Annotated in this window: 18 protein-coding genes; 9 read left to right on the forward strand and 9 right to left on the reverse strand. The window is 62.9% G+C overall.

Annotated elements, in window-relative coordinates; all coding sequences use genetic code 11:
* Nucleotides 1–24: 24 nt before the first annotated feature.
* Nucleotides 25–2,733 carry a glycosyltransferase gene (locus HWX58_RS04960; protein ID WP_175985907.1) on the reverse strand — a complete coding sequence of 903 codons (2,709 nt, stop codon included), beginning with the start codon at nt 2,731–2,733 and terminating at the stop codon, nt 25–27.
* A gap of 76 nt (nt 2,734–2,809) precedes the next feature.
* Here HWX58_RS04960 and HWX58_RS04965 point away from each other — a divergent pair, with 76 nt between their 5' ends.
* The 4 genes from HWX58_RS04965 to HWX58_RS04980 are packed head-to-tail and all read left to right on the forward strand — an operon-like array spanning nt 2,810 to nt 7,529.
* A complete protein-coding gene (locus HWX58_RS04965; protein ID WP_175985908.1) occupies nt 2,810–4,339 on the forward strand; it encodes a glycosyltransferase family 2 protein in 1,530 nt (509 codons plus the stop codon).
* Nucleotides 4,340–4,348: 9 nt separating this feature from the next.
* A complete protein-coding gene (locus tag HWX58_RS04970) occupies nt 4,349–5,314 on the forward strand; it encodes an ABC transporter permease (protein ID WP_368356410.1) in 966 nt (321 codons plus the stop codon).
* Complete coding sequence (locus tag HWX58_RS04975; protein ID WP_175985909.1) at nt 5,314–6,066, forward strand: ABC transporter ATP-binding protein; 753 nt, start codon at nt 5,314–5,316, stop codon at nt 6,064–6,066. Before HWX58_RS04970 ends, HWX58_RS04975 begins: the two co-directional genes overlap by 1 nt.
* The gene (locus HWX58_RS04980; protein WP_175985910.1) at nt 6,063–7,529 is read left to right on the forward strand and encodes a hypothetical protein; all 1,467 of its coding nucleotides are present in this window, start codon (nt 6,063–6,065) and stop codon (nt 7,527–7,529) included. The genes HWX58_RS04975 and HWX58_RS04980 overlap by 4 nt, the downstream gene beginning before the upstream one ends.
* Here HWX58_RS04980 and HWX58_RS04985 read toward each other — a convergent pair.
* The 7 genes from HWX58_RS04985 to HWX58_RS05015 all read right to left on the reverse strand — a co-directional run bounded on the left by HWX58_RS04985 (nt 7,507) and on the right by HWX58_RS05015 (nt 16,975).
* On the reverse strand, nt 7,507–8,535 hold the full coding sequence (locus tag HWX58_RS04985) for a glycosyltransferase (protein ID WP_175985911.1): 1,029 nt from the start codon (nt 8,533–8,535) through the stop codon (nt 7,507–7,509). The two genes, HWX58_RS04980 and HWX58_RS04985, sit on opposite strands and share 23 nt — an antisense overlap.
* A 94-nt stretch (nt 8,536–8,629) precedes the next feature.
* Nucleotides 8,630–9,529 carry a glycosyltransferase family 2 protein gene (locus tag HWX58_RS04990; protein WP_175985912.1) on the reverse strand — a complete coding sequence of 300 codons (900 nt, stop codon included), beginning with the start codon at nt 9,527–9,529 and terminating at the stop codon, nt 8,630–8,632.
* A gap of 17 nt (nt 9,530–9,546) precedes the next feature.
* Entirely contained in the window at nt 9,547–11,592 is a 2,046-nt protein-coding gene (locus HWX58_RS04995) for an acyltransferase family protein (RefSeq protein WP_217702948.1), read from the reverse strand.
* Between the two features lie 45 nt (nt 11,593–11,637).
* A complete protein-coding gene (locus tag HWX58_RS05000; RefSeq protein ID WP_250646103.1) occupies nt 11,638–13,065 on the reverse strand; it encodes a sugar nucleotide-binding protein in 1,428 nt (475 codons plus the stop codon).
* Nucleotides 13,062–14,060 (reverse strand): dTDP-glucose 4,6-dehydratase, encoded by a 999-nt coding sequence (rfbB, locus tag HWX58_RS05005; RefSeq protein ID WP_175985915.1) that lies wholly within the window; start codon nt 14,058–14,060, stop codon nt 13,062–13,064. Before rfbB ends, HWX58_RS05000 begins: the two co-directional genes overlap by 4 nt.
* Nucleotides 14,057–14,929 carry a glucose-1-phosphate thymidylyltransferase RfbA gene (gene rfbA, locus HWX58_RS05010; RefSeq protein ID WP_175985916.1) on the reverse strand — a complete coding sequence of 291 codons (873 nt, stop codon included), beginning with the start codon at nt 14,927–14,929 and terminating at the stop codon, nt 14,057–14,059. Before rfbA ends, rfbB begins: the two co-directional genes overlap by 4 nt.
* A 39-nt stretch (nt 14,930–14,968) precedes the next feature.
* On the reverse strand, nt 14,969–16,975 hold the full coding sequence (locus tag HWX58_RS05015; RefSeq protein WP_175985917.1) for a DUF6541 family protein: 2,007 nt from the start codon (nt 16,973–16,975) through the stop codon (nt 14,969–14,971).
* Nucleotides 16,976–17,058: 83 nt separating this feature from the next.
* On the opposite strand from HWX58_RS05015, the gene HWX58_RS05020 reads away from it, so the two are divergent.
* Nucleotides 17,059–17,802, forward strand: a complete 744-nt coding sequence (locus tag HWX58_RS05020) for a glycosyltransferase family 2 protein (protein ID WP_217702949.1) — start codon at nt 17,059–17,061, stop codon at nt 17,800–17,802.
* A complete protein-coding gene (locus HWX58_RS05025) occupies nt 17,799–18,185 on the forward strand; it encodes a DUF2304 domain-containing protein (protein ID WP_175985918.1) in 387 nt (128 codons plus the stop codon). The genes HWX58_RS05020 and HWX58_RS05025 overlap by 4 nt, the downstream gene beginning before the upstream one ends.
* On the opposite strand, the gene HWX58_RS05030 is transcribed toward HWX58_RS05025, so the two are convergent.
* Nucleotides 18,170–19,180 (reverse strand): glycosyltransferase, encoded by a 1,011-nt coding sequence (locus HWX58_RS05030; protein WP_175985919.1) that lies wholly within the window; start codon nt 19,178–19,180, stop codon nt 18,170–18,172. The genes HWX58_RS05025 and HWX58_RS05030 overlap by 16 nt on opposite strands.
* A gap of 57 nt (nt 19,181–19,237) precedes the next feature.
* On the opposite strand from HWX58_RS05030, the gene HWX58_RS05035 reads away from it, so the two are divergent.
* The 3 genes from HWX58_RS05035 to HWX58_RS05045 all read left to right on the forward strand — a co-directional run bounded on the left by HWX58_RS05035 (nt 19,238) and on the right by HWX58_RS05045 (nt 22,193).
* A complete protein-coding gene (locus tag HWX58_RS05035; RefSeq protein WP_175985920.1) occupies nt 19,238–20,194 on the forward strand; it encodes a glycosyltransferase in 957 nt (318 codons plus the stop codon).
* Nucleotides 20,195–20,301: 107 nt separating this feature from the next.
* Nucleotides 20,302–21,444 (forward strand): polysaccharide biosynthesis protein, encoded by a 1,143-nt coding sequence (locus HWX58_RS05040; RefSeq protein WP_175985921.1) that lies wholly within the window; start codon nt 20,302–20,304, stop codon nt 21,442–21,444.
* Nucleotides 21,441–22,193, forward strand: coding sequence for a glycosyltransferase (locus HWX58_RS05045; protein ID WP_250646104.1), 753 nt, complete (start codon nt 21,441–21,443; stop codon nt 22,191–22,193). Before HWX58_RS05040 ends, HWX58_RS05045 begins: the two co-directional genes overlap by 4 nt.
* Nucleotides 22,194–22,201 lie beyond the last annotated feature (8 nt).

Raw genomic sequence — 22,201 nt, forward strand, 5'->3', positions numbered from 1 at the left:
TGACATCGTGGGAGAGTCGTGTGCTCAGTGGGTAAGCGACTCTACGAGCCGGGCGAACTGCCGAGAAATCGTCACCGGTAGCGTCTCCTCGCAGTAGGCAAGTGCCGCAAGCCGTGCCTGGGGCGCCTTGTACCACGGATCCACGAGGAGCTCCGCAATGGACTCTTCAGGACGATCGAGGTCGAAGAAGCGTATCCATTTCTGTTCGCCGAATTCTTCGACGAGGTGCGGCTCAGCGGGAAGAATCGTCGGCAACGAGAAGGGCGCGGCCAGGTGCATCGTTCCTGAATTGAGGATTCGCCGATAAGGCAGGACCAGCACGTCCGACGCCGAGAACCAGTGCGGAACCTCTTCGTCAGGGATGTGTTTCAGGGAGAGAATCGCATTGATCCCCTCGACTTGATCGGAAAGAGTTCTCGCCCACTCGTGCTTGGGTTTCCCCGCCAGCAGCAGTTCGAATTCTGCGCCGGTGCTCGCTGCGGTGCGCATCCCCGAGATCAGTGCTTCTACGCCCTTGTACGGACGCAATTGCCCGAAGTGCAGCACAGCGGTCGCGGATTCTGACACTCCCAGCAGTGCCCGAGCCTGCGTCCGTTCCATCGGCGCTCCGTAGACACCCGCATAGCTCGGGTGCGGAATGTGCACGGTCTTCTCTGGAAGGATGTCGTAACCGTGCTCTAGGGCGGTGAGGCTGTGGCTGTTGAGCAGGTGAACGGTGCTCGCGAGGTCTGCGACGCCCTGGTGAAGACGCACTGCCGCAGCATGATAGGGGTGATCATGGGGTAGAGCATTGTGCAGAGTCCAAATGATCGCTCGCCCGTGGCTTCGACACTTGGCGAGCGCGTTCAGGAACGTGTCCACGCGGCTGTCGGCGTTCTTCTCAGATGTCGCGTGGTCGAGGATGGCATCAGGCCAGTGCAGGTGCACAGTTCCTCGCTGACCGGGAGCCGTCAATTCCGCCACGATTCGATCGAGATCACTCGCGCGATCGTGCACGTATCCGCGTGCGGTCGTCGCCAACTGCATGATGGTCACGAACGGGTTATCCCTCCATGCGGGAATCGTGAAGATGCGGCGTTCCGCAGGGGAGCGAGAAACGACGGAGGGCGCGAAGTACAAGCTGCCCTTCTGTCCGCGAGCGTCTGGTCGAATCGAGTCGGAGAGCGTGACGGTGCCGCTCCCGCGAGGTTCTCCGTCCTTCGCGAAATGAATCGTCATCCCGATGGGTGTGTCCCTGTTGATCTCGCCGTACGGGAAAACAGCTTGCCAGCGGATTCGTTCGCCGTCGCTCGTCCACGTGATCGGCCGCACGGCGGGTCGCGCATCCGCCGAGGCGTGCAGGGTGATCGTGCCCGTGCGTGCGTGCTCGATACCCGGAGTCATCCGCGAAACGCCGCGCAATTGGATACCACCCCCAATACGCTGCACCGAAGTGAGTTCGGAGAGGGGACGGCCCGCCTCGAGAAGGAAGCGCGCGGTGTTGGCTGGATGAGAGCGACCCGGTACCATCCGGGCGCGGAGTTCGGAAAGGCCGAGCGAGGCAATCAGAGCATCCACTGCCTCGAAGAAGCCGTCTGTGCCGTTGAACCAGCCATCCGCCGCTGGCTGAAGCGCGCGATCGATCCACAGGATTTCGGCGAGTCGTCTCGCGGCGACCGAGCCCGCCGCGAGACGACTCGCCGTGTTGAGCGCAGCGACCGCTTCCTGGAGCGATCGGCCGTAGTCATCCATCAATACGGTGGGCTTGAGCGGATCGGATTGATCGAGGAGCTGCCTGGGATCGTCTTCGGCGAAGAATCGAAGAGTGGCGGATTCAAGAGTCCGCAGGCGCCTGCTGGCGGTCGGCGACAACTGTGCATACACCGCCGCGGACAACGCGGCGAGCCCGGACATCAGGTGCGGATCGGTGATCTCGTTGACGGCGCGCGCGCGCGTCCACCACTGGGTGGAGACGAAGCGCGAAAGGTAGTGATCGAGCGTCTGTGCATTGCCGCTGTTCGATACGACCCCGATGGCGATCGTCGATTGCTCGAGCCAGTCCGCAAGCGTTTTGGCCCGCGTGTACGAAGCGGAGATCGCGGCGTCGTGTCGACGATGACGGTACACAAGGCGAGGGGTGATCGTGGTCCTGTTCGCGGCGAACGCTGCGCGTGCTGAGAAGACCATGTCCTCGCAATGGATCCCCTCCGGGAAATCGATCGAGTTCTCGGCAAGGAGCGACCGTCGATACAGCTTGTTCCAGACGACGTGATCGTCCAGAACGCGCGGATCGGAGAGCGCCGTCACTGTCTGCTGTGCATCGAACAGCGCGGTGTTCTGCGTCCAATAGCGAGTCGGGAATGCCGTCGCGCCGAAGTCTTCCGCGTATCCGGCGACGATATCGCTCTTCGTCTCCACCGCCGCCTCAACGAGCGTGGAGAGGGCTGACGGCGGCAGCACATCATCCGAATCCAACCAGAAGACGTACTCACCATCGGATTCCTTGAACCCGATGTTGCGTGCCGACCCAAGCCCCCCATTCGGTACCGAGATCACGTGGAATCGCGGGTCGTTTTCGGCGAACTCGCGAGCGATTCGTTCTGAGTCGTCCGGTGACCCATCGATCACGACAATCGCGGACCAGTTGTCGTAGTCCTGTTGGGAGACTGATTCAAGGCACTCGCGGAGGTATCTCTCCACGTTGTAAACGGGTACCACCACGGAGACGGTTGGAGTGGTGTTCTGCGGGCTCATCCGGGCGACCTCACGGGTAGACTTACTGACCTGATGAGTCTACGCGGCACAAACTGGAGCGGTTTCAATGAGCTCAATGGCTGACCAGCGACCGACGCCGGAGGACCCGGAACTCTCGGTCGTCATGCCGACGAAGAACGTTGGTGCCTGGGTGTACGAAGCGATCATCTCGATTCTGAATCAAGAGGTTCGCTCGCTGGAACTGATCGTCGTCGATGACGGCTCCACCGACAATACTCTCGACGTCCTCAGCCGCATTGACGATGAGCGGGTCACGGTGCTCAGCAGCACGTTGGATGGGGGTGGCAGCGCCCGCAATCTCGGAGTGAGCAGAGCCCGAGGAGAATTTCTCGCGTTCGCGGACGGCGACGATCTGGTCCCGAGCGGTGCGTACACCCGCCTCCTGCAGCAGGCGAGGCGCACCGGCGTTGAGATGGTCGTCGGGAACTACCTCATTTTCGAGCCGAATGCCATCTACACTCGACAGCAGTGGCTTCCGCTGTACGGTGAGGAACGAACAGGAATCACACTGTCCAGGGAGCCCAGGTTCTTGCGTGATCGTGTCTGCTGGAACCGTATCTTTCGTCGCACCGCATGGGACGCTGCGGGGATTCGTTTCACCGATGCTCCTCGTTCCAACGACATTGTGGCGATGACCGACGCCTATTGTGCGTTCGAGTTCGATGTGGTCCCCGAGATCGTATACGCCTATCGACGACGTACCGGTGCAGGGTCGATGACAGCGCGGAAGCACACGCCCGAATCGATCTACGGCCACTTCGCGCAGGAGAGCATCTGTTTCGAATCCGTCGTTCGCTTGCAGAACCGGCGCGTGACGACGTGGTATGCCACGTCGATGCTCGAGAACGATGTCTGGGCACATCTCGGTCCGCTCACGTCAGCCAGTCACCTCGATGCGTCAGAGTACGACCAGGCGCGGATGGCCGTGCGTTCGATCGTCACGGAGATGCTGCAATACGCTGATGCGTCATTGCAGGGGCGGCAGCTGTTCACGTACAAGGCTATCGTGGCCGGTGAATGGGCGCTCGCAGCGGCGTTCAACGATCACTCAGAGGCAACGGTCGATCGTGTCGTGCGCGCATCGGGCGACGCCCTTCGTCGGTGGTTCCGCCACGCGGGCATCAAGTTCGCGCCCGGTGTCGCGGAGATCTTACGGTGGTCGGTGTTCGGTGCGTTCGACACGATCGAAGACATGAGCGACGCCGAGCTCGTTCGCCTCGTGGCGATTGCACGGGAACTCGGCGGCCGCCCCGGAGTCGGCCGCGAGCTTAACGACCGTGAGCGGCAGATCGCTTCTCTGAATGCTGACGACGGCCCTGTCGCCTTGCGGGAGGCATTGCGGAGCGCACCCCCGTCGCGCCCCGTTTCGGATCGCCTGCTCGGCTACGCGAAGCGCGGGATGCAAAGCGCACGCCGTGTCGCGAGCGCTGGAGCGAGGGCAGCGCGGGACGAGGTGCTGGCGTCGATGGACAACCACCCCGAGATGGTTCACCGGGTGGCCACGCGCTCACCGCGTTGGGCACGGCGTGCTGTCCGGATCCTCGCGGGTCGCTCCCATACCGCAGGCGAAGCCACTCCGCGGTAGCGGGCAAGTGTGTTCTCGGCGACCTTGCACACGTCGGGGAAGCAGCTTGAATTAGTATCGACGGGGTGGAAAAGCCGGTTCGCCGGCGAGAAGGGAACACTGTTGCTGGGTGACTACGTGGACGTCGCTGAGTACGACGTACCCGGGCGAGGTCGTGGCTTGCTCGATGCTTTCCGATGGAGGTACCTGCTTCGCGTTCTCCTCAGGAAGGGCACGTCGACTCGATACCGGAACTCTGTGCTCGGGTGGGTTTGGTCGTACGTCAAACCAGCCGCGCAGTTCGTCATCTACTACTTCGTCATGGGGGTCATCCTCCAGGTTCATCGCGGAATCGAGAACTTCGCGATATATCTGTTCGCGGGAATCGTCGTTGTAAACCTCTTCAACGAGGCATTTGACAACGCCACGAAGTCGATCGTCGAGAACAGTGCACTCGTGCGCAAGATCTACCTGCCTCGCGAGCTGTTCCCGCTCACTGCTGTGATAGGGGCATTCATCCACTTCCTTCCGCAGCTCGCGATCCTGCTCGCAGTCTGTCTGCTGGTCGGGTGGGCGCCGAGCGCGCTCGCGCTGATCGGAGTGATCGGGTCTCTCGTGCTCGTTCTGGTGTTTGCGCTTGGAATGGGACTGTTCTTCAGCGGACTCAATGTCCGTTTCCGTGACGCGCAGAACTTTGTGGACCTCATCAAGATGTTCTCGACGTGGACCTCGCCTGTGCTCTACACATGGATGCTGCTACGCGATGCACTCGGTGATCACTCGTGGCTGTTCTACGTGTACATGAGCAACCCGATCACCGTGGCAGTCGAAGCGTTCCACAACGCATTCTGGGGTGCCACGGTGCCTGATCCAGGTGCAACGCCGCCTCATTCCACAGTGACAACTCTCGTGGGCATCGTCGTGGTGCTGCTCGCCCTCGTGGTGGGGCAGGTGGTGTTCCGCCGTTTCGAACGCAGTTTTGCACAGGATTTGTGATGGACAAGATCAAGATCAGCACTTCGACCAAACCGAGCATCATCGTCGACCACGTACGTAAGGAGTTCCTCAAACGAAACAGCCATTCGTTCAAAGAGGCGTTCGTCGGCTGGATTCGAGGTCGGAAGGTGCGAGCAGACAAGTTCGTCGCCCTGGATGATGTCAGCTTTCAAGTCGGTGAGGGAGAGTCTGTCGCCGTTCTGGGATGGAACGGATCGGGGAAGTCCACGACGCTCAAGCTCGTGTCGGGGGTGCTCGAGCCAGATGCGGGAGTCGTGCTCACTCGCGGGCGCGTGGCTGGTCTGATCGAAGTCGGTGCAGGATTCCATCCGGAGCTCAGTGGGCGCGAGAACGTGTTTCTGAACGCAGCCATTCTCGGGATGAAGGAGGAGCAGACACGAGCCCGATTCGACGACATAGTGGCTTTCTCCGAGATCGGTGAATTCATCGACCAGGAGGTGAAGCATTACTCGTCCGGCATGTTCATGCGATTGGCGTTCTCAGTCGCCATCCACGTCGATCTCGACATCTTGCTCGTCGACGAAGTCCTGTCGGTCGGTGATGCACCGTTCAGGGCGAAGTGCACGCAGAAGATCAAAGAACTCACTCAGAAGGGTGTGACGATGCTTGTCGTCAGCCACGATCTCGGCATGGTCGAGGATCTGTGTGAGCGCGGGATCGTCCTTCGCTCGGGAAAAAAGGTGTTCGACGGCGATGTGAAGGAAGCCGTGGAAATGCTCAGGTCTCGGTGACGCGCACGTCGATGCCGTGTATCGAGGCGATTGTAGATATCACGGGCGCGGACGACCGGGTGCTGGAAGCGCTCGAGTCCGCGACGGCACAACCCAGTGGCACCGTACGGGTGAGTATTGTGGGGGGTCGCGCACAAGCGAATGCTGCACAGCGATGGGCGGCGTATCGCAAACGTGATCTGGTTCATCACTTGACGGTCGACGAGGCCGTGAGAGCCGACGAAACTGACTATGTCATCCTGCTGAGCGGTGGCGAGTTGCTGTCCCCTGAGGCTGGGAGGATCGCACGACCGGCGATGCGCGGTGGTGCTGATGTCGTCATCGGCAACGAGGTGGCGTACTACCCTGATGGGTCCTCCCCCATCGGCGCTCATCGCGAAGCGGACGATCAGCACTGTCCAGGCCGTGCCCTGATCTTTCGTCGTGCTTTTCTCCGCGACGTGCTCGATTCCCTTGATGCGCCTCCGGACATCGACGGAATCGTCGCGCGAGCCTTGTCATCGACTGAATCGGTGGCGCGCCTTTCGAAACCACTGATCGTGCGCCGACGCGACGGCGCGGGAGGCGATGACGATCGAACGACGGCAGTGTTGGATGCGTTGAGAACGCACTCGAGCGGCGTGCGCGCGGTGCCGATCGCCGATGTCACTGCGCGGCTGTCGCGCTGGTCACGGGGAGCGCCTTCGCAGAACTCGATATCGGATGTCGGCTCGGCGCTGCGGTCGCTGCTCGACGCAGGCACTGTCCGCATGCCCACCCGGCTCGCAGCGGTCTGCGCTCTTCTGGAGGACGCGGACCTCGAAGGCGCCCGTGTGTTGCTTGCCAGTGAGCGCGCGCCCGATCGTGGTCCAGCAGCACGATTGCGAGCGGCCACTGCCACACTTCTCTGCGATTCCGAATCACTCGATGTTGAGAAGGACATCGTCGCATTGCTCGGTTCTGCTGAACTTCTCGTACCCGAGGATGCTCGTGCTTGGAACCGCTTGGCGGAGGCGCTTGCGCGATCCCGTCCGGAATTCACTAACGCGGTTGTCGGTTTGGGGAACGCGGAAGTGCGTCTTCGTCGTCGGATGACGGTCAGGAGCGTAGAGGCCGAGAGCCGGGTGCTTCGTATCTCGGTGGCTGCAGGCGGTGCGGCTGCCGTTCCGGTTCTCCATGACTCACATACCGGTGGACTGGTGCGTCCACGTCAAGATTCCGTGCCCGACTGCGAGAGCACTCGCCATGTGGAATTCGACATACGGGCACTACCGATCGGGCACGCCCTCACCATCGCTGCGATTGACGCGACCGGTACGGTGACCGGTGTGCCGTTTCGGGGAGTCGTGCCGCGCTACGAGCAGAGACGTCCTCTTCTTCTTGACGACTACGACGGCAACCTCGTCGTCGTTCGTCGGCGTCACTGGATTGTGCGGGCACCTCGCAGCGTGCTGCGACGGCTTACTGGGCGAGGTCATCGCTGACGTCGGCTTCGAGGCGAGCGAGAGCGTCAGCGTACCGCAGAGAGAAGACCCACGGGGAACGAGCGTTCAAGAACGGCCAGAAGGATGCTGCAGCCGGGCGATCGAACGGCGTGCGCAGGCGTTCGCGGATCGAGCCGATCACATCCTTCGTATCGAAGAAGTGCACCCACGGTTCGCGGTGAAACTCATTTCGCAGATGCGGAAGGTCAGGGATGAGCACGGGTGTTTCGAATGTGGCGGCGAGGTGCATGCTCCCCGAGTTGAGAATCTGGCGGTAAGGCAGCACAACAATGTCTGCGGCACGGTGCCAGCGACCGAGTTCATGATCGGGTAATCGGCTGAAGCTGACGATCGATCGCGCATCGTTCGGCAGTAACTTCTCGACCTGGTCGATCGTCGTCCGCTCGGCCGCCCCCGCGAGCATGAGTACGACGCGCCTGCCGTCTGCGACTTCCAGATCCTGTGCTGCATGAATCACGTCATCTACGCCCTTGTACGCCCGCATCTGGCCGACGAAAAGGACAGCCAGGTCATCGTGGTCGAGTCCGAAGGAGTGACGCGCTTGAGCGCGCGTCAGCGGGTCCGGATAGACACCGGCGTAACTGGGGTGCGCGAGTTGAAGGACTCGATCAGGGTCAATCTCGACGATGGCCGAAAGCAGTTCCACTGTGCCAGGAGACATGATGTGGACGAGATCCGCGCGATCTGCGAGCATCCGCATCAGCAACCGCTCTTCAGCTTCATGCCGCACCTCATGGGGCATCTGATTGTGCACAGTCCAAACAAGTTTGCCGCCCCGTCGCTGCATCGAGCGGATCTCTGCGTCCAGTGCCGACACGCGGGCGAGGGCTTCGGCACGGGTGTTGCAATGCTGGACGATCGGAGTCGTCCAGTGCACGTGGACGATGTCGCGCCGCTCCGAGGCGCGCACCGCGTCCAGAAGGCGGACGAACGTCATGGCGCCGTCGATCGTCGTGCCGTGCGCGAGCGGCGCGAGCGCCATCATCGTCAGGTACGGGTTCGTGCGGTACGTCGGGAAGTACGTGATTCGTCGTGGAAAGCGGAGGATCGAAGCTGACATCTCTATCGGAGGCTACCCGTCATCTCCGTATGCGGCGCCAGAGACGTCGCAACGCGACCGTAATCGGATTCGTCGCTTCGTGACTCTGTGACGCCATTTCCTCCCTGAGCGCGTTTTCGAGCTGCTTGAGCCGCCACTCGAAGTAGAGCATCCCGCCTGCACCGTGCAGATTGACATAGGAGCGGAAGGCGGCATCGCGCAGCAAGGCGTCGTGGAGGTCATGCTCATTGCGTGCACCGATGACACTGTTGCTGTCGGCTCCGACGGAGGTGGGGCGTTGATGCCAAAAGACCAGCGGCTCGTCGGAGAGATACTCCAACGGGCCGAGTTCGAGAACTCTTGTGTTGAACACCCAGTCGCCGACCACAGGGATGCTCTCGTCGTACAGGCCGATCACATCATGAAGCGAGCGTCGATACAGAAACGCGATAGGGACGAAATGATTGAATCGCTGCTGATCCATCAGAAGCGGAGCGACGCTCCCGGGTAGGAATCGTTCCCGACGTTCTTCGACGATCGCTTCCCCCTCGCGTCGTTCCCACACGATCTCGATGCGCGAAACCACACCGTGACGATCCGGTTGCGTTTCGAGGTAGCCAACCGCGCGCTCGAGAAATCTGGGAGACCAACTGTCGTCATCATCGTGGAGGATGAGAAATTCTCCCGTCGCCGCGCGCACTCCCGCGTTCGCGGCAGGCCATCGACCGGCGGGGGAATCGTTGTCGATGATGTGCACGCGTGCGTGGTCGGGCACTTTCACGGCTCGAACCACATCTCGCACAGCCCTTGGCAGGCCGCCGTCATTGACGATGATCAGCTCCCAGTCCGACAGAGTCTGCTGCGCGACGCTTCGCAACGCCCGCTCGAGGAACACTGAACGATCTTTCGTACGCATCACGATCGAGACACGGGGTGTCATGGTGGAGCCTTTCACGGTCAACGGTTGAGGGCCGACGCCAGTTCCGCGGACACGTACGGCGCGAGGCTCTTACTGAACGTTCCGCTGATGTGGTGCAGGTCCCGGTACACCACAACACCTCCAGCCACCATCGGGCACTCACCCGCGGGTGTGCAGAACGCAGCACGCAAGTCGATCGTACCGATGCCCAGTTGCCTGGCCGCGATCTCGAGCGGATCGGGACGCAGGTTCTCGGCGGCAGAGAAGGCACAGGTTGAAAGACGAAAACTCGGTGCTTTTGTGAGGCAGGTCGCTGAAGCTTCGGGAACTCCTGGGTTGTCGAGGACGGGGATGACCGACACGCCCGCTTTCGCAGCCTGCCCCCACGTCGTGGCAAACGCCTCAGCACTGTCGGCACGCTGGGAATCGGTCAGATCAGGCTGGTTCCATGCTGCGACGAGCACCGCGTCGTAATCGCCGTCGATGAGATCCGCGGTCAACTGAGTTCGTCGATCAAGGCACTTCTCGGCGTCATCCGCGCGCCACGGACACCCGCGCCCAATATAGACGTCGATCGTCCAGTTCTCGGACTCGGCGGCGATGCTCAATGCGGGCAGGAGCATCGCCGCGTGGGAGTCTCCCGTGATCGCGAGGTGCCGAGCATCAGAGGCGTTCGAACCGATAGTGCACGGTTCGAACACGGCACTCTCATCTTGGCGGTAGCAGTTGAAAGCACCGGCGACGTCGTCGTAGAGCCCTTCAAGCCGAGGAACAACGTCGGCGCTCGGAGTTGTGCGGTCCCATGTTGCTCGGCATTCGGGTTCGAGAAGCACGCTTGCGCCCCTGCAGGCATCCGGGTCGACCAGTTCGGACTGCGCTTGCTCGGACGCAGCAGCTGCGGAACGTGCGTTCACAGCCCAGGGCACGCCGGCGCTGGCGACCACGACTGCCATCGCGATCACGGCAAGCATTGCGACGTGACGAGGTCGAAGGCTCTTCGCACGGCCGAACCGGATCGGATCCTCGACGAATCGTTTGGCCAGCCAAGCGAGCGTCACGGTGAGAGCGACGATCGCGACGTTCTCAGGCAGTTCGGGCTCGCGGCCCAGTACCGAAGGAAGCAGCACTATCAACGGCCAGTGCCAGAGATAGATGCCGTACGACTGGTCGCCGACCCATTGCAGTGGCCTCCACTCCTGCGCACGCGCCAGGGTGAACGGGGCGGTGGGACCCGAGAGCAGGATTCCTACGACGGCCGCGACTGGCAGGATCGCCGCGTATCCGGGGAACGGCGTTGAGGGGCCGTAGGCGAAGATGCAGAGCAGCAATGCCGCGTAGCCACCCGCCCAGAGGACCGAACGCACCCAGACGGAGCGAATCACCGTCGAAACCAGGGCAACGAGTGCGCCCGCGCCGAACTGCCACATACGCACTGGTGTGACGAAGTAAGCAGACGCGGGGTCAACGGCCGTGAGCCATACGCAGGCGATCAGACTGATGAGCGTCACCGCCGCGATCGTTGCTGCGCTTCGACGGACGAGAGATCCCCCGCGTCGGGCTGCAAACCATGCTGTGGCGGCGATGACGAGCGGCCAGATCACATAGAACTGTTCCTCGAGGGACAGCGACCAGTAGTGCTGCGCGATCGGCGGAGAGTTATCGGCACCGAGGTAGTCGACAGCGTCCGCAGCGAGGAACCAGTTCTCCACATAGAGGGAACTGCCGATGATCGATCGGAAATACTGAGCTGCAACTGTGCCCGGTGCGAACAATACGGTCCCGACCGCGCTCACGAGCAGGACGAGCAGGCTCGCCGGGAGGAGCCTCCGGGCACGAGCTGCCCAGAACTCGGACAGATTGATGCTACCTGTCGAGGCGCGTCGGATCAGCTGTCCAGTGATCAGGTAACCGGAGATCACGAAGAAGACATCGACCCCGATGTACCCGCCGGGGAACGCAAGTGGCCAGACGTGGTAAAGCACGACGGCCCCGACGGCGAAGGCGCGCAGTGATTGAATATCCGCCCGGGTCCCGTGCGACCGACCAACTCCGGTGCGAGGCCGCTCAGCTGCGACCGAGACCATAGTACGTCCTGCGCTCCGCTCGCCGTCCGATTCCAAAGAGCGACCTCATGCGGCCCCTCCTGATGCGCCGAGAAGGCCAGCGAGTGATGTCGCCCAATCAGCAGGCACAAAACCGGTCGACTGGAGCTTCCTCAGGTCGAGAACGCTGTTCATCGGGCGAGGCGCGACAGCTGACGTCGCATTGGCGAAGTAAGTTTCAGTGCTGACGCCGCTGACCCGTGCCGGATCGTGGCCGGTGAAGCGGAAGACTTCACGGGCGACATCAGCCCAGGACACCGCTGGACCATCGCCCGTGGCATTGTAGGTGCCGTGCTCGGCATTGGTGTCGAGTAAATGCGCGATGGCGGCGGCGATGTCTGACGTGAAGGATAGGCGACCGATCTGGTCGTTCACCACATTCGGATCGATGCCTCGTTCGGCAAGCGATGCCATAGTTCGCACAAAGTTCTTTCCGTCGCCGATCACCCAGGAGGTACGGATGACATAGTGGCGGGCAGCGGTAGCGGCAGCGATGTCACCTGCTGCCTTGGACTGCCCATACACTCCCAAGGGGCTCAGCGGAGCGTCTTCGGTATATGCCTCGCTGGACTTCCCGTCGAACACGTAGTCGCTGGAGACATGGACGAGTGTGATGCCGTGTTCGTCCGCGATGCGAGCGAGCAATCCCACGGAGATTGCGTTCGTCTGCCAGGCTGCGGTGCGACCTTCGGGGGTCTCTGCGGCGTCGACGGCGGTATAAGCGGAGGCGTTGATGATGGTGCCGTAATCGCGCCAGCGGCGTGCCTTGTCGAGGCTGGGTGAGGTGACGTCGAGGTCGGCGCGAGTCGCGTACTCGATATGTGGGGCCTCTCCGAGTTGCTTCCGCAGCGCCAGGCCGAGTTGTCCTGCAGCACCGAGCACGAGTATCTTGCGCGGGGGGATCGGGGTGACATCCGCCAGCCGCGGGTGAGCTCTGTCCTTGTCGGAGATCTCCACCTCGCTGAGCGGGATGGGCCACTCGACCGCGACCGTCTCATCGGCGAGGTTCAGGAACGCGTACTCGGCGTCAGGCGACCAGTGGTCGTTGACCAGGTAGGCGTACGCGGTGTCGGGTTCGAGAGTCTGATACGAATTGCCGACGCCGCGCGGCACGAAGATCGCGCGTGACGGGTCGATCTCAGTGGTGAAGACCGCGCCGAATGTCGGTCCTTCGCGCAGGTCCACCCAGGCTCCGAAAATACGTCCGGTGGCGACTGAGACCCACTTGTCCCAAGGCTCCGCGTGTATGCCCCGGGTGGTGCCGACGGCATCGTTGAACGAGATGTTGTTCTGCACGGGGCCGAAGTCTTCGAGGCCGAGGGCGACCATCTTCTCGCGCTGCCAGTTCTCCTTGAACCAGCCGCGTGAATCGCCGTGCACGGGCAGCTCGAACAGCACCAGCCCCGGGATCGGCGTCTCGATGCGCTGCAGCGCTTTGCCGAAGATCTCGCTCACTGGCCCTTCTCTGCGTAGAACGCCTCGACGCCGTCCTTGGACGGCGCCCACCAGCTCTCGTTGTCGCGGTACCATTCGATGGTCGCGGACAGCCCCGACTCGAAGTCTCCGAACGAGGGAGCCCAGCCGAGCTCGGTCCGCAGCTTGGTGGAGTCGATCGCGTAGCGCAGGTCGTGCCCGGCACGGTCGGTGACGTGGTCGTACGCGTCCGCAGGCTGACCCATGATCTGCAGGATCAACTCGACGACATCCTTGTTGTTGCGCTCTCCGTCCGCGCCGATGAGGTAGGTCTCCCCGATGACGCCCTTGTCGAGGATGGTGAGCACGGCGGAGGAGTGGTCGTCAGCATGGATCCAGTCGCGCACATTCTCGCCAGCGCCGTAGAGCTTGGGGCGGATGCCTCGGATCACGTTCGTGATCTGCCGGGGGATGAACTTCTCCACGTGCTGGAAGGGCCCGTAGTTGTTCGAACAGTTCGAGATCGTCGCCCGTACCCCGAATGAACGCACCCACGCCCGCACCAGCAGATCGCTGCCGGCTTTCGTCGACGAGTACGGGGATGAAGGGTTGTACGGCGTGTTCTCCGTGAACCGCTCCGGATCATCGAGTTCCAGATCCCCGTACACCTCATCTGTGGAGATGTGATGCAGACGGGTGTCATGCTTACGGGCGGCTTCGAGCAACGTGTACGTACCGACGATGTTCGTGTCGAGGAACGGCCGCGGGTCGTGCAGTGAATTGTCGTTGTGGGACTCAGCGGCATAGTGCACCACAGCATCCGCCTCGCTGAACAGCTCATCCACGAGCGCCGCGTCAGTGATATCGCCGTGCACGAACGCAACCCGGTCCTCGGGCAGACCTGCAAGAGACGCCCGGTTGCCCGCATACGTCAACGCGTCCAGAACCGTGACGTGATGATCGGTGTTCCCCACGACGTGGTGGACGAAGTTCGAGCCGATGAATCCGGCCCCTCCTGTGACGAGCAGACGGCTCATGCGTGCCCTCTCTTGAGCGTGTCGAGAAGGTAGCTGCCGTACCCCGACTTGACCAGCTTCTCTGCGCGTTCGCGCAATTCGTCGTCGGTGAGGTAGCCCTGTCGCCACGCGATCTCTTCGGGGACGCCGATCTTCAGTGCGGTGCGCCGTTCCATCGTGCGCACATAATCCGCAGCGTCCGTCATCTGATCGAAGGTGCCGGTGTCCAGCCAGGCGGTGCCGCGGGGCAGCACCTCGACGTGCAGCTTGTCCCGTTCCAGGTAGGCGCGGTTCACGTCAGTGATCTCGTACTCGCCGCGCGCGCTCGGGGCGAGGTGGCGTGCGATCTCGACCACATCATTGTCATAGAAATACAGACCGGGTACGGCGTAGTTGCTCCTGGGGGCAGCCGGCTTCTCCTCGAGCGAGATCGCGTTCCCGTCGGCGTCGAACTCCACCACGCCGTACGCCTCGGGCTCAGCAACCCAATATGCGAAGACTGCTCCGCCGTCGATGTTCTCGAATCGCTGAAGGCGACTGCCGAGCCCGGGTCCGTAGAGCAAGTTGTCGCCCAGCACGAGCGCGACACTGTCACCACCGATGAAGTCCGCGCCGATCGTGAACGCCTGCGCCAGCCCATCCGGAGACGGCTGTTGCGCGAAGGACAGATTGATACCGAACTGGGAACCGTCGCCGAGCAGACGCACGAAATGCTCCGCATCATGCGGCGTCGTGATCACGAGAATGTCCCGGATGCCCGCGAGCATCAACGTCGACAACGGGTAGTACACCATCGGCTTGTCGTACACCGGAATCAGCTGCTTAGAGACGCCCAATGTGATCGGATGCAACCGCGTGCCCGAGCCACCGGCGAGAATAATGCCCTTCACACCTCTATGTTGTCACACGCTGGAACGGCACCTGAGAACTCACCGGCAGGCCGTCGCTTCGTACAGTGCGGCGTCACCGCGCGACGCCCTTTGTTCAATGCCTGAGTTCTCCCGCGAGTCCAATGCGTCGGTACCCTTGAGCTCCTTGTGCTCGCCCCCGAGCACGTCGGTTGAGCCGAAGTCCAGCGCCCAGTAGGCGTCGAGCTCTCGAATCACAGGGCAGACGTCCGGGTTGATGCCCGCTTCGTCCCAGTGATCGAGCAGAAATTGCTCCTCGGGAGTCCGAGTGCCGAAGATGTGCGGAGCAATCGTCCAGCGGCCAGCGACTGCGTATACCAACGAGGCACCGGTGCGTGGACTCCCCAGAACCACCTCCTCGTCAGGGATGATCTCAGCGGCCTCTGCGAGAACAGCTCGTTCATCATCGCTCAGGAGAGCGAACCCACCGCGGTTGCCGAACGACATCGCGACCCATTCCTCCGCCTGTGTGACGGGACCTCGCTGGGTTGCGGCGATGGTGCCCAGCATCAAAACAACAACCGTCACGATCGAGACCAGCTCGCGCGCGTTAGTCGAGCGGAACTTTCGGAGGGATGTCAGCACCACGACGATCGCTCGAGCCGTACTGACGAATCCGAGAATCGCCAGTGGCGCCGCGGCAATCGCGAACAGTGCAGCGAGACGTTGAGTATCGCGGTACCAGACCCCCGAAAGCAGATCTCTCAGCAGCCCGTTCGGGAGTGCTGCTGACGCAAAGTACATGACAGCTCCGACTGCGGCAAGGGCTGCCACCGGCCAGAATCTGAAGGGATGGCGGACGCAGTAGATGATGCCAGCCGCGGCTAGGACGAACACGCCCCACTGCACCGCGATCATGCCCGGCGACAACGTAAGTACCGCCCCCATGGCTTCCTTGTACGACTGGGTCGGATTCCACGGTGCTGAGGACAGTGGGGGACGGATCAGCACAAAAATCAGGACCGTTGCGAGCAGGTAGGTCGCCCCGATGATCGATACGATGGCGCGTTCCCTGAGAGGCACGGAGGGATTGCGCATCGCGGCGATGACTCGTTGTACCGCAAACGGCAACGAGAATGCGAGAGCGGCGACGATGACGCTAGGGTGCGTCAGCGCTACACCGGGGACTGTCCCGATTATGGCGATCCCGATCGCTACGGTGGGGAGATGTCGCGTCCGGGCTACGCCGAACAGGTTGATCAGTAGTCCGAGGACGATCGGGAGCATGCACAGCCCCGCGAGGAACGAGTACAGCACGCCGAACGAGAACATGCGATACGGGAAGCTTCCGAGTGCTGGCGCGATCACTGCGGCGGCGACAAAGACTGCGGGGTGTCGTCCGAAGAGCTGTGACCCGAGGAATATGAGCGCTAGCGGCCAGATCACGGCAGCCAGGACGATCGATGTCGCATTGATCGAGACAGCGACGTCTGAACCGCTGAGAGTCATGACGATAGCCGTGATGTCGTGGAACGCGGCAGGGTAGAACGCCTGTGATGCCTCGGTCAGGTTTCCGAGAGTGAGCGATGACCCTTGCTGGGTGTCCGCGATGAGGCGAATAGCGTTGAGGTGGAACACATTGTCGAAGAGTTGAGCGACGCTCTCCGGTGCACCGATGCCGCGCATGAGTCGTCCTGCCAAGGCCACCACCGAGTAGGCACTCGCGAGAACGCACAGCAGGAGCCAAAGCCCGCGTCGTTGCGAGGGAAGCCCATCATCCGGATCCACGAGAGGCGTTCCCCAGATCCTGGCGGGTGTCCGATTGGTTCGTCGCAACAGAAGTCGGACACCTAGAGTCGCCACCGCGGCTATCACAGCGGAGAGCACGAACGTCAGCGGTGTGTAGGGGGTGCCGAGCAGCGGAAACACGATCGCTGAAAGACTTGCGAGTGAAAATGACACCGGAGCAGCGAGCGCCCAGCGGGTGATTCCTCGCGCACCGCCAACTGAGGAGACTAGGAGACCTGGACCGAGGATGACGAGCAAAGAGACGAAGAGCGTCGGGGCGCTGCTGATCCAAGAGGACATCGAGTTCACTTTCTGTGCGTGGCATCCGGTCGACAATGCCGGTGCGCTGACGAGTTCGTTCAGCGGCGCACCATAAGCTTGCCATGATGAGTCCCGATAGCCTGAGAGTCGCAGTGCTCGTGCCCGCGTGGAACGAAGCACGAAGCGTCGGCATTACGATCCGCGAAATAAATGCGGCGTCCGCTGAGTACGACGTCATCGTGATCGACGACGGTTCCACCGACGGCACCGCTGATGTTGCGGCAGCGGCCGGTGCCGTCGTTCTGCGTCTTCCATTCAACCTCGGCGTCGGCGGCGCGATGCGTACGGGCTTCACGTACGCCGCACGGAACGGATACGAGAGGGCGATCCAGGTCGACGCCGACGGGCAGCACGACCCGGCTGATATCGCCCGGGTGCTGGCAGGTCTCGAACACGCAGATATTTCGATCGGCGCGCGCTTCGCCGATGTCGGAGATTACACCGTGCGCGGTCCACGGCGCTGGGCGATGGCGGTGCTCGCCAGTGTCGTCTCGCGGATCGCGAAGACGCGGTTGACAGACGTCACGAGCGGCTTTCGCGCTGCTGACCAGCGCGCCATCGAACAGTACGTGTCGTACTACCCGGCTGAATACCTCGGAGACACTCTCGATTCGCTTGTGGCTGCGGTGCACGCCGGACTCACGGTCACCCAGGTTCCCGTGGCGATGCGAGCGCGTTCCCACGGGACGCCCAGTCAGCATCCGATCGGCGCCGCCATCTACCTGCTGCGTTCGGCATTCGCACTGCTGCTCGCGGTCATGCGCAATCCTCGACGACGGACACGGGACGAAGGGAGCGTCGAATGATCGCCATCGCCGGAATCGTCCTCTCCGCCATCATCATCGCCTTCGTGCTGTGGATGCTGCTGACGAGGCGACTGCGCGAGAAGTACGCGGTGCTCTGGCTGGTCATCGCGCTCGCGGTGCTCGTCGCCGGCATCTTCCCCGGGCTTTGGGAAGCGCTCACCGTAGCGCTGGGGGTGCAGCTGCCATCCAACTTGCTCTTCGCCGCGGCAATCCTTCTGCTCATGGGCGTCGCGTTGCACCTGTCGTGGGAGCTGAGCGGGGCCGAGGAAGAAGTGCGTCGTCTTGCCGAAGAATCCGCGATCCTGCGCGCGGAGAGCGAGCGCTTGAGCGAACGCGTGCAGCGGCTCGAAGATCGCAAGGGCGAGGGTCAAGGCGAGCGGTGAGCAGCGTGACGGGCGGCTTCGCGCCCACCGCTGAGCAGGCCGGCGAGCCAACTCGCGCGGTACTCCAGAACGAAACGGGCGGGCACGACGCCCGACCTGGCAGCCCTGCGTAGAAGCGTGTTCAGTGCCGGCCAACGGCGTCCGGCGCCGAACGCCGCTTCGATCCGCTCATCCGGGAGACCCGTGCGCGACCGGAGCGTGTCGACCATGACCTGTCGCCAACCGACGTACGTCCAGAAAGTCATGCGCATCAACGACAGAGGGGAGCGAGATCCCTCATAACGCTGCGCCAACGAAAGAACATTTCGCACTGAGGCGGCGAGGCCTGCGTTCTCCAGGCGACTGGGGTCGCCGAACACATTCGCATCGTGCTGCACATAGTCCTGCACCACGTCGTCGACGATCCGCGTGCCGCGGTACGCCCCCGCGACTACGGCCAACCAGTGATCGTGGGTGGCGACACGGCTCGAGACGACGGGAAAGGGAAGCGCCGTGGCGAGAATGGCTGCGTCGAGCACACAGAGTGAACCGGTGAACTGATTCGACAGCAGCGTGAGGATCGCGCCGTGGTCGCCGCGATCGGTCACCCCGGTGATCTCGCCGGACGGATAGCGCACCAGACGCGCCTGTCCGGAGACCAGCGACACCTCTTTCAGATGAGGCAGAAGAGCGGCGATCTTGTTCGGTTCCCACCGATCGTCCTGATCGCACAGGGCGATCCAGGCAGCGTCCTCGCTGACGGCGCGGAGCCCGTACTCGAAATTGTGATAGAAACCGCGGCGCGAGCCGTCGCCCACAACCCGGAAGCGCTCATCCCCGCCGACGATGTCGGAGACAAGGCTCTCCACCGCATCTCGCTCGCCATCGACTGAGACGATGCATTCCCACTCTCGAATGCTCTGATCCTGCAAGGAGCGCAACTGGGCGCGGAAGAGCTCCGGATCGGGGGAGTACGCGGCCAGGACGATGGCACCGCGGCCAGGCTCGGAGGTCATCGCTCATCCTCCCGGTCTGAGTTTCGCATCAGCGAATGAGGCTAGTCTAGGTGCGCGATGAAACCGAATCTTCCAACCGCCTGGGCGGTGTTCACGACGTTCCGCCCTGGTGCGGAAGCGGAGGATGCCGTGGCTTCGGTGTCGGCGCAGGTCGACGGAGTGATCGTCGTCGACGACGGGTCCGGCCCGGTCGCCGACGCGGCTCTCGATCGTCTCGCAGCCAGTGGGGTCACCGTGCATCGACAGCACGTGAACAGCGGCATCGCAGGAGCTCTCAACACCGGCATCCGCCTCGCGCGTGAGTCCGGCGCGGAGGTCGTGATCACCTTCGACCAGGACTCGCTCGTGCCTGCCGGCTTCGTCGACGCGTTGCGTACCGCATATGACGCGGCCAGCGCCGACGACGTCCGGGTCGGCGTGATCGTGCCGGAGTACTTCGCGGCGGTCCGTCAGGCGCGCGGAGCGATCGCAACGTACGGTCCCGCGGCGAACGTCATCCAGTCGGGAATGCTGCTGCCGCTGGACGTGGTGGACAGAATCGGCGAACTGCGCGCGGATTACTTCATCGACCTCGTGGATACCGAGTTCGAGCTGCGACTGCGCCGCGAGGGGTACGCGGTACTCGCTGCTGCGGGTCTGCGCCTCGGGCATGCGCTCGGCACCCAGTACCGCCGAGAGCTCTTCGGCCGTGCGGTGCGCCTGCCCGGCATCCCGCCCGAGATCACGCTGAGCACGCCGTTCCGCTACTTCTATCGCGTGCGCAACAGGATCGTCCTCAACCGCGAGTACCTGTGGGCAGCGCCGGTGCAGATCCTCCGGGACACGCTTCTCGACGGAATCCACTTCGTCAACGCTCTCGGGGTGGCGCGACCCCGCCGTGCGCTGTGGCGTCTGTATCGTGCGGCCATCAACGCAGCGATCCGCGGGCGCATGGGCCGCATGCCCGATGCGCTGCAGCCGGTTGCCGACAGCATCATCTGGGACGCGTCGGTGCTCGAGCGGGAGCATACGTGAGTTACGCCGGCGCTCGTCGCACGGTCGGGCGGCTCAGCGGCTTCACCGTATCGGTGCTCCTGGTCACTGTTCTCGGAATCGTCTCGATCCCGCTGCTGACTGCTTCGGTGGGGGACATCGCGTGGGGCAGGCTCGCACTGGTACAGACCGTTTCCCAGTTCGGGGGCATCCTAGTCGCGTTCGGGTGGGGAGCGGTCGGTGCCGCCACAGTGGCTGGTACGCCCATCGGACGGCGTCCCGCGTTCTTCCGGCGCTCTTTGCAGGCCAGGGCCCTGTTGTACGTGTGCGTCTTTCCGGTTCTCGCACTGCTCTTGGTCATTCTCACCCGTGGTGAACTGATCGTCTCGATCCTCGGCGCGGCCGTCTATCTGCTGCCGTATCTCAACGCGAGCTGGTATTTCACGGGTGAGGGGCGCCCGAAGCGACTGCTGGTCCTCGATACCGTACCCACCATCGCCGGCGCGGTGCTCGGACTCGTGGGTACGTGGATGACCGGAGAGCTCTGGGTCTATCTACTCTTCCAAGGCCTCGGCTACATTGCGGCGGTGAGCTTGTCGGCTCTGGTCGTGCAACGATCGCCGCAGGACGCCGATTTCGTGGACCGTACGCCTCTGACATCGCTCCTCGCCTCCCAACGGCACGCCGTCTCGGCGACGCTCGTGAGCGGACTGTACGTCACTCTGCCCATGGTCGCTGTTCAGACGTTCCTGCCCGGATTGCAGCCGATGTATGCGTATGCCGATCGGCTGTTCAAATACGCGTCCATCGCATTCCTGCCCATCCAGCAGTTCTTTCAGAGCTGGGTCCCAGTCGATGACGGCGGTCGACGTCGACGCATGCGCGTAGCGTCGCTCGCGGCCATCGCCATCGGCATCATCGCGGGCGCTCTGATCGCAGTGCTCAGTCCCTGGGTGTCGACGCTGCTCTCGGTCGGCAGGATCACGGTGCCGATAACGGTGTCGCTGCCGCTCGGTGTGGCATTCGTCGGGATCGCTGCAGCGGCGGTGGTCGGCTACGCCTGCCTGGTGAGTCTCGGGCGGGTTCGAGCGCTTGCGATCTCGACCGCGATCGGCGCGGCCGTCGGCGCGCCGATGATCATCCTGTTCGCAATCATCGGCTCGCTGCCGGCTGTCGCATGGGCGGTTGCGATCTCCGAACTGTGCGTCGCGGGATACCAGCTGATGGTGCTGCGAGGGGCGCTGCACGAGAGCGCGGCGAGGCCGAATGATCTCCTGGAAGGCGAGTCATGACCGAGCTGCGCGTCAGCGTCTGCATGGCGACGTATAACGGCGCGTCCTTTGTGCGGGAGCAACTGGATTCGATCCTCGCTGAACTCGAGCCGCAGGACGAGGTCATCATCGTCGATGACGCCTCAGGAGACGCGACCGTCGCCTTGCTCGAATCCATTGAGGACCCTCGCGTTTCAGTTCATCCGCGCGCTGAGAACCTCGGGTACGTGCGCACGTTCGAGCAGGCGCTCGCTCTCGCGACCGGCGATGTGGTGATGCTGTCGGATCAAGACGACATCTGGATCCCGGGTCGGCGCGCTTTGCTGCTCGAGGCGACCGCGACTGCAGGCGTCGCGGCTTCCAATCTCGTGCTCCTGGGCACCGATGCACCATTGCGCTCGCCGTTGACCGGTCACGACTGGCTCCTCAGGGCGGAGGATGCTCCGAGACGTAGACGGAACCAATGGCGAATGCTGATCGGAGACGCGCCGTACTTCGGGTGCGCGATGGCTGTCAGACGCGACTTCCTGGGTCGAGTGCTGCCGTTTCCTGGTTACCTCACTGAATCTCATGATCTGTGGATCGCCACGATGGCCAATGCCGATGGCGAACTCGCGCATGTGGAGCAGCCGACTCTGCGCCGCAGGCTGCACGCCGAGAACGCGTCGAGCGAGAGACCACGCGGAGTCCGCAAAGCGCTGCAGTCGCGGCTGCTGCTGCTGCGGCTGTGGGGCGAGGCACGTCGCCGCGCGCGACGCCGTCGGGCCTGAAGGCGTCG

Origin of the sequence: Microbacterium tenebrionis (assembly GCF_903645325.1) — a bacterium.
GTDB lineage: Bacteria > Actinomycetota > Actinomycetes > Actinomycetales > Microbacteriaceae > Microbacterium > Microbacterium tenebrionis.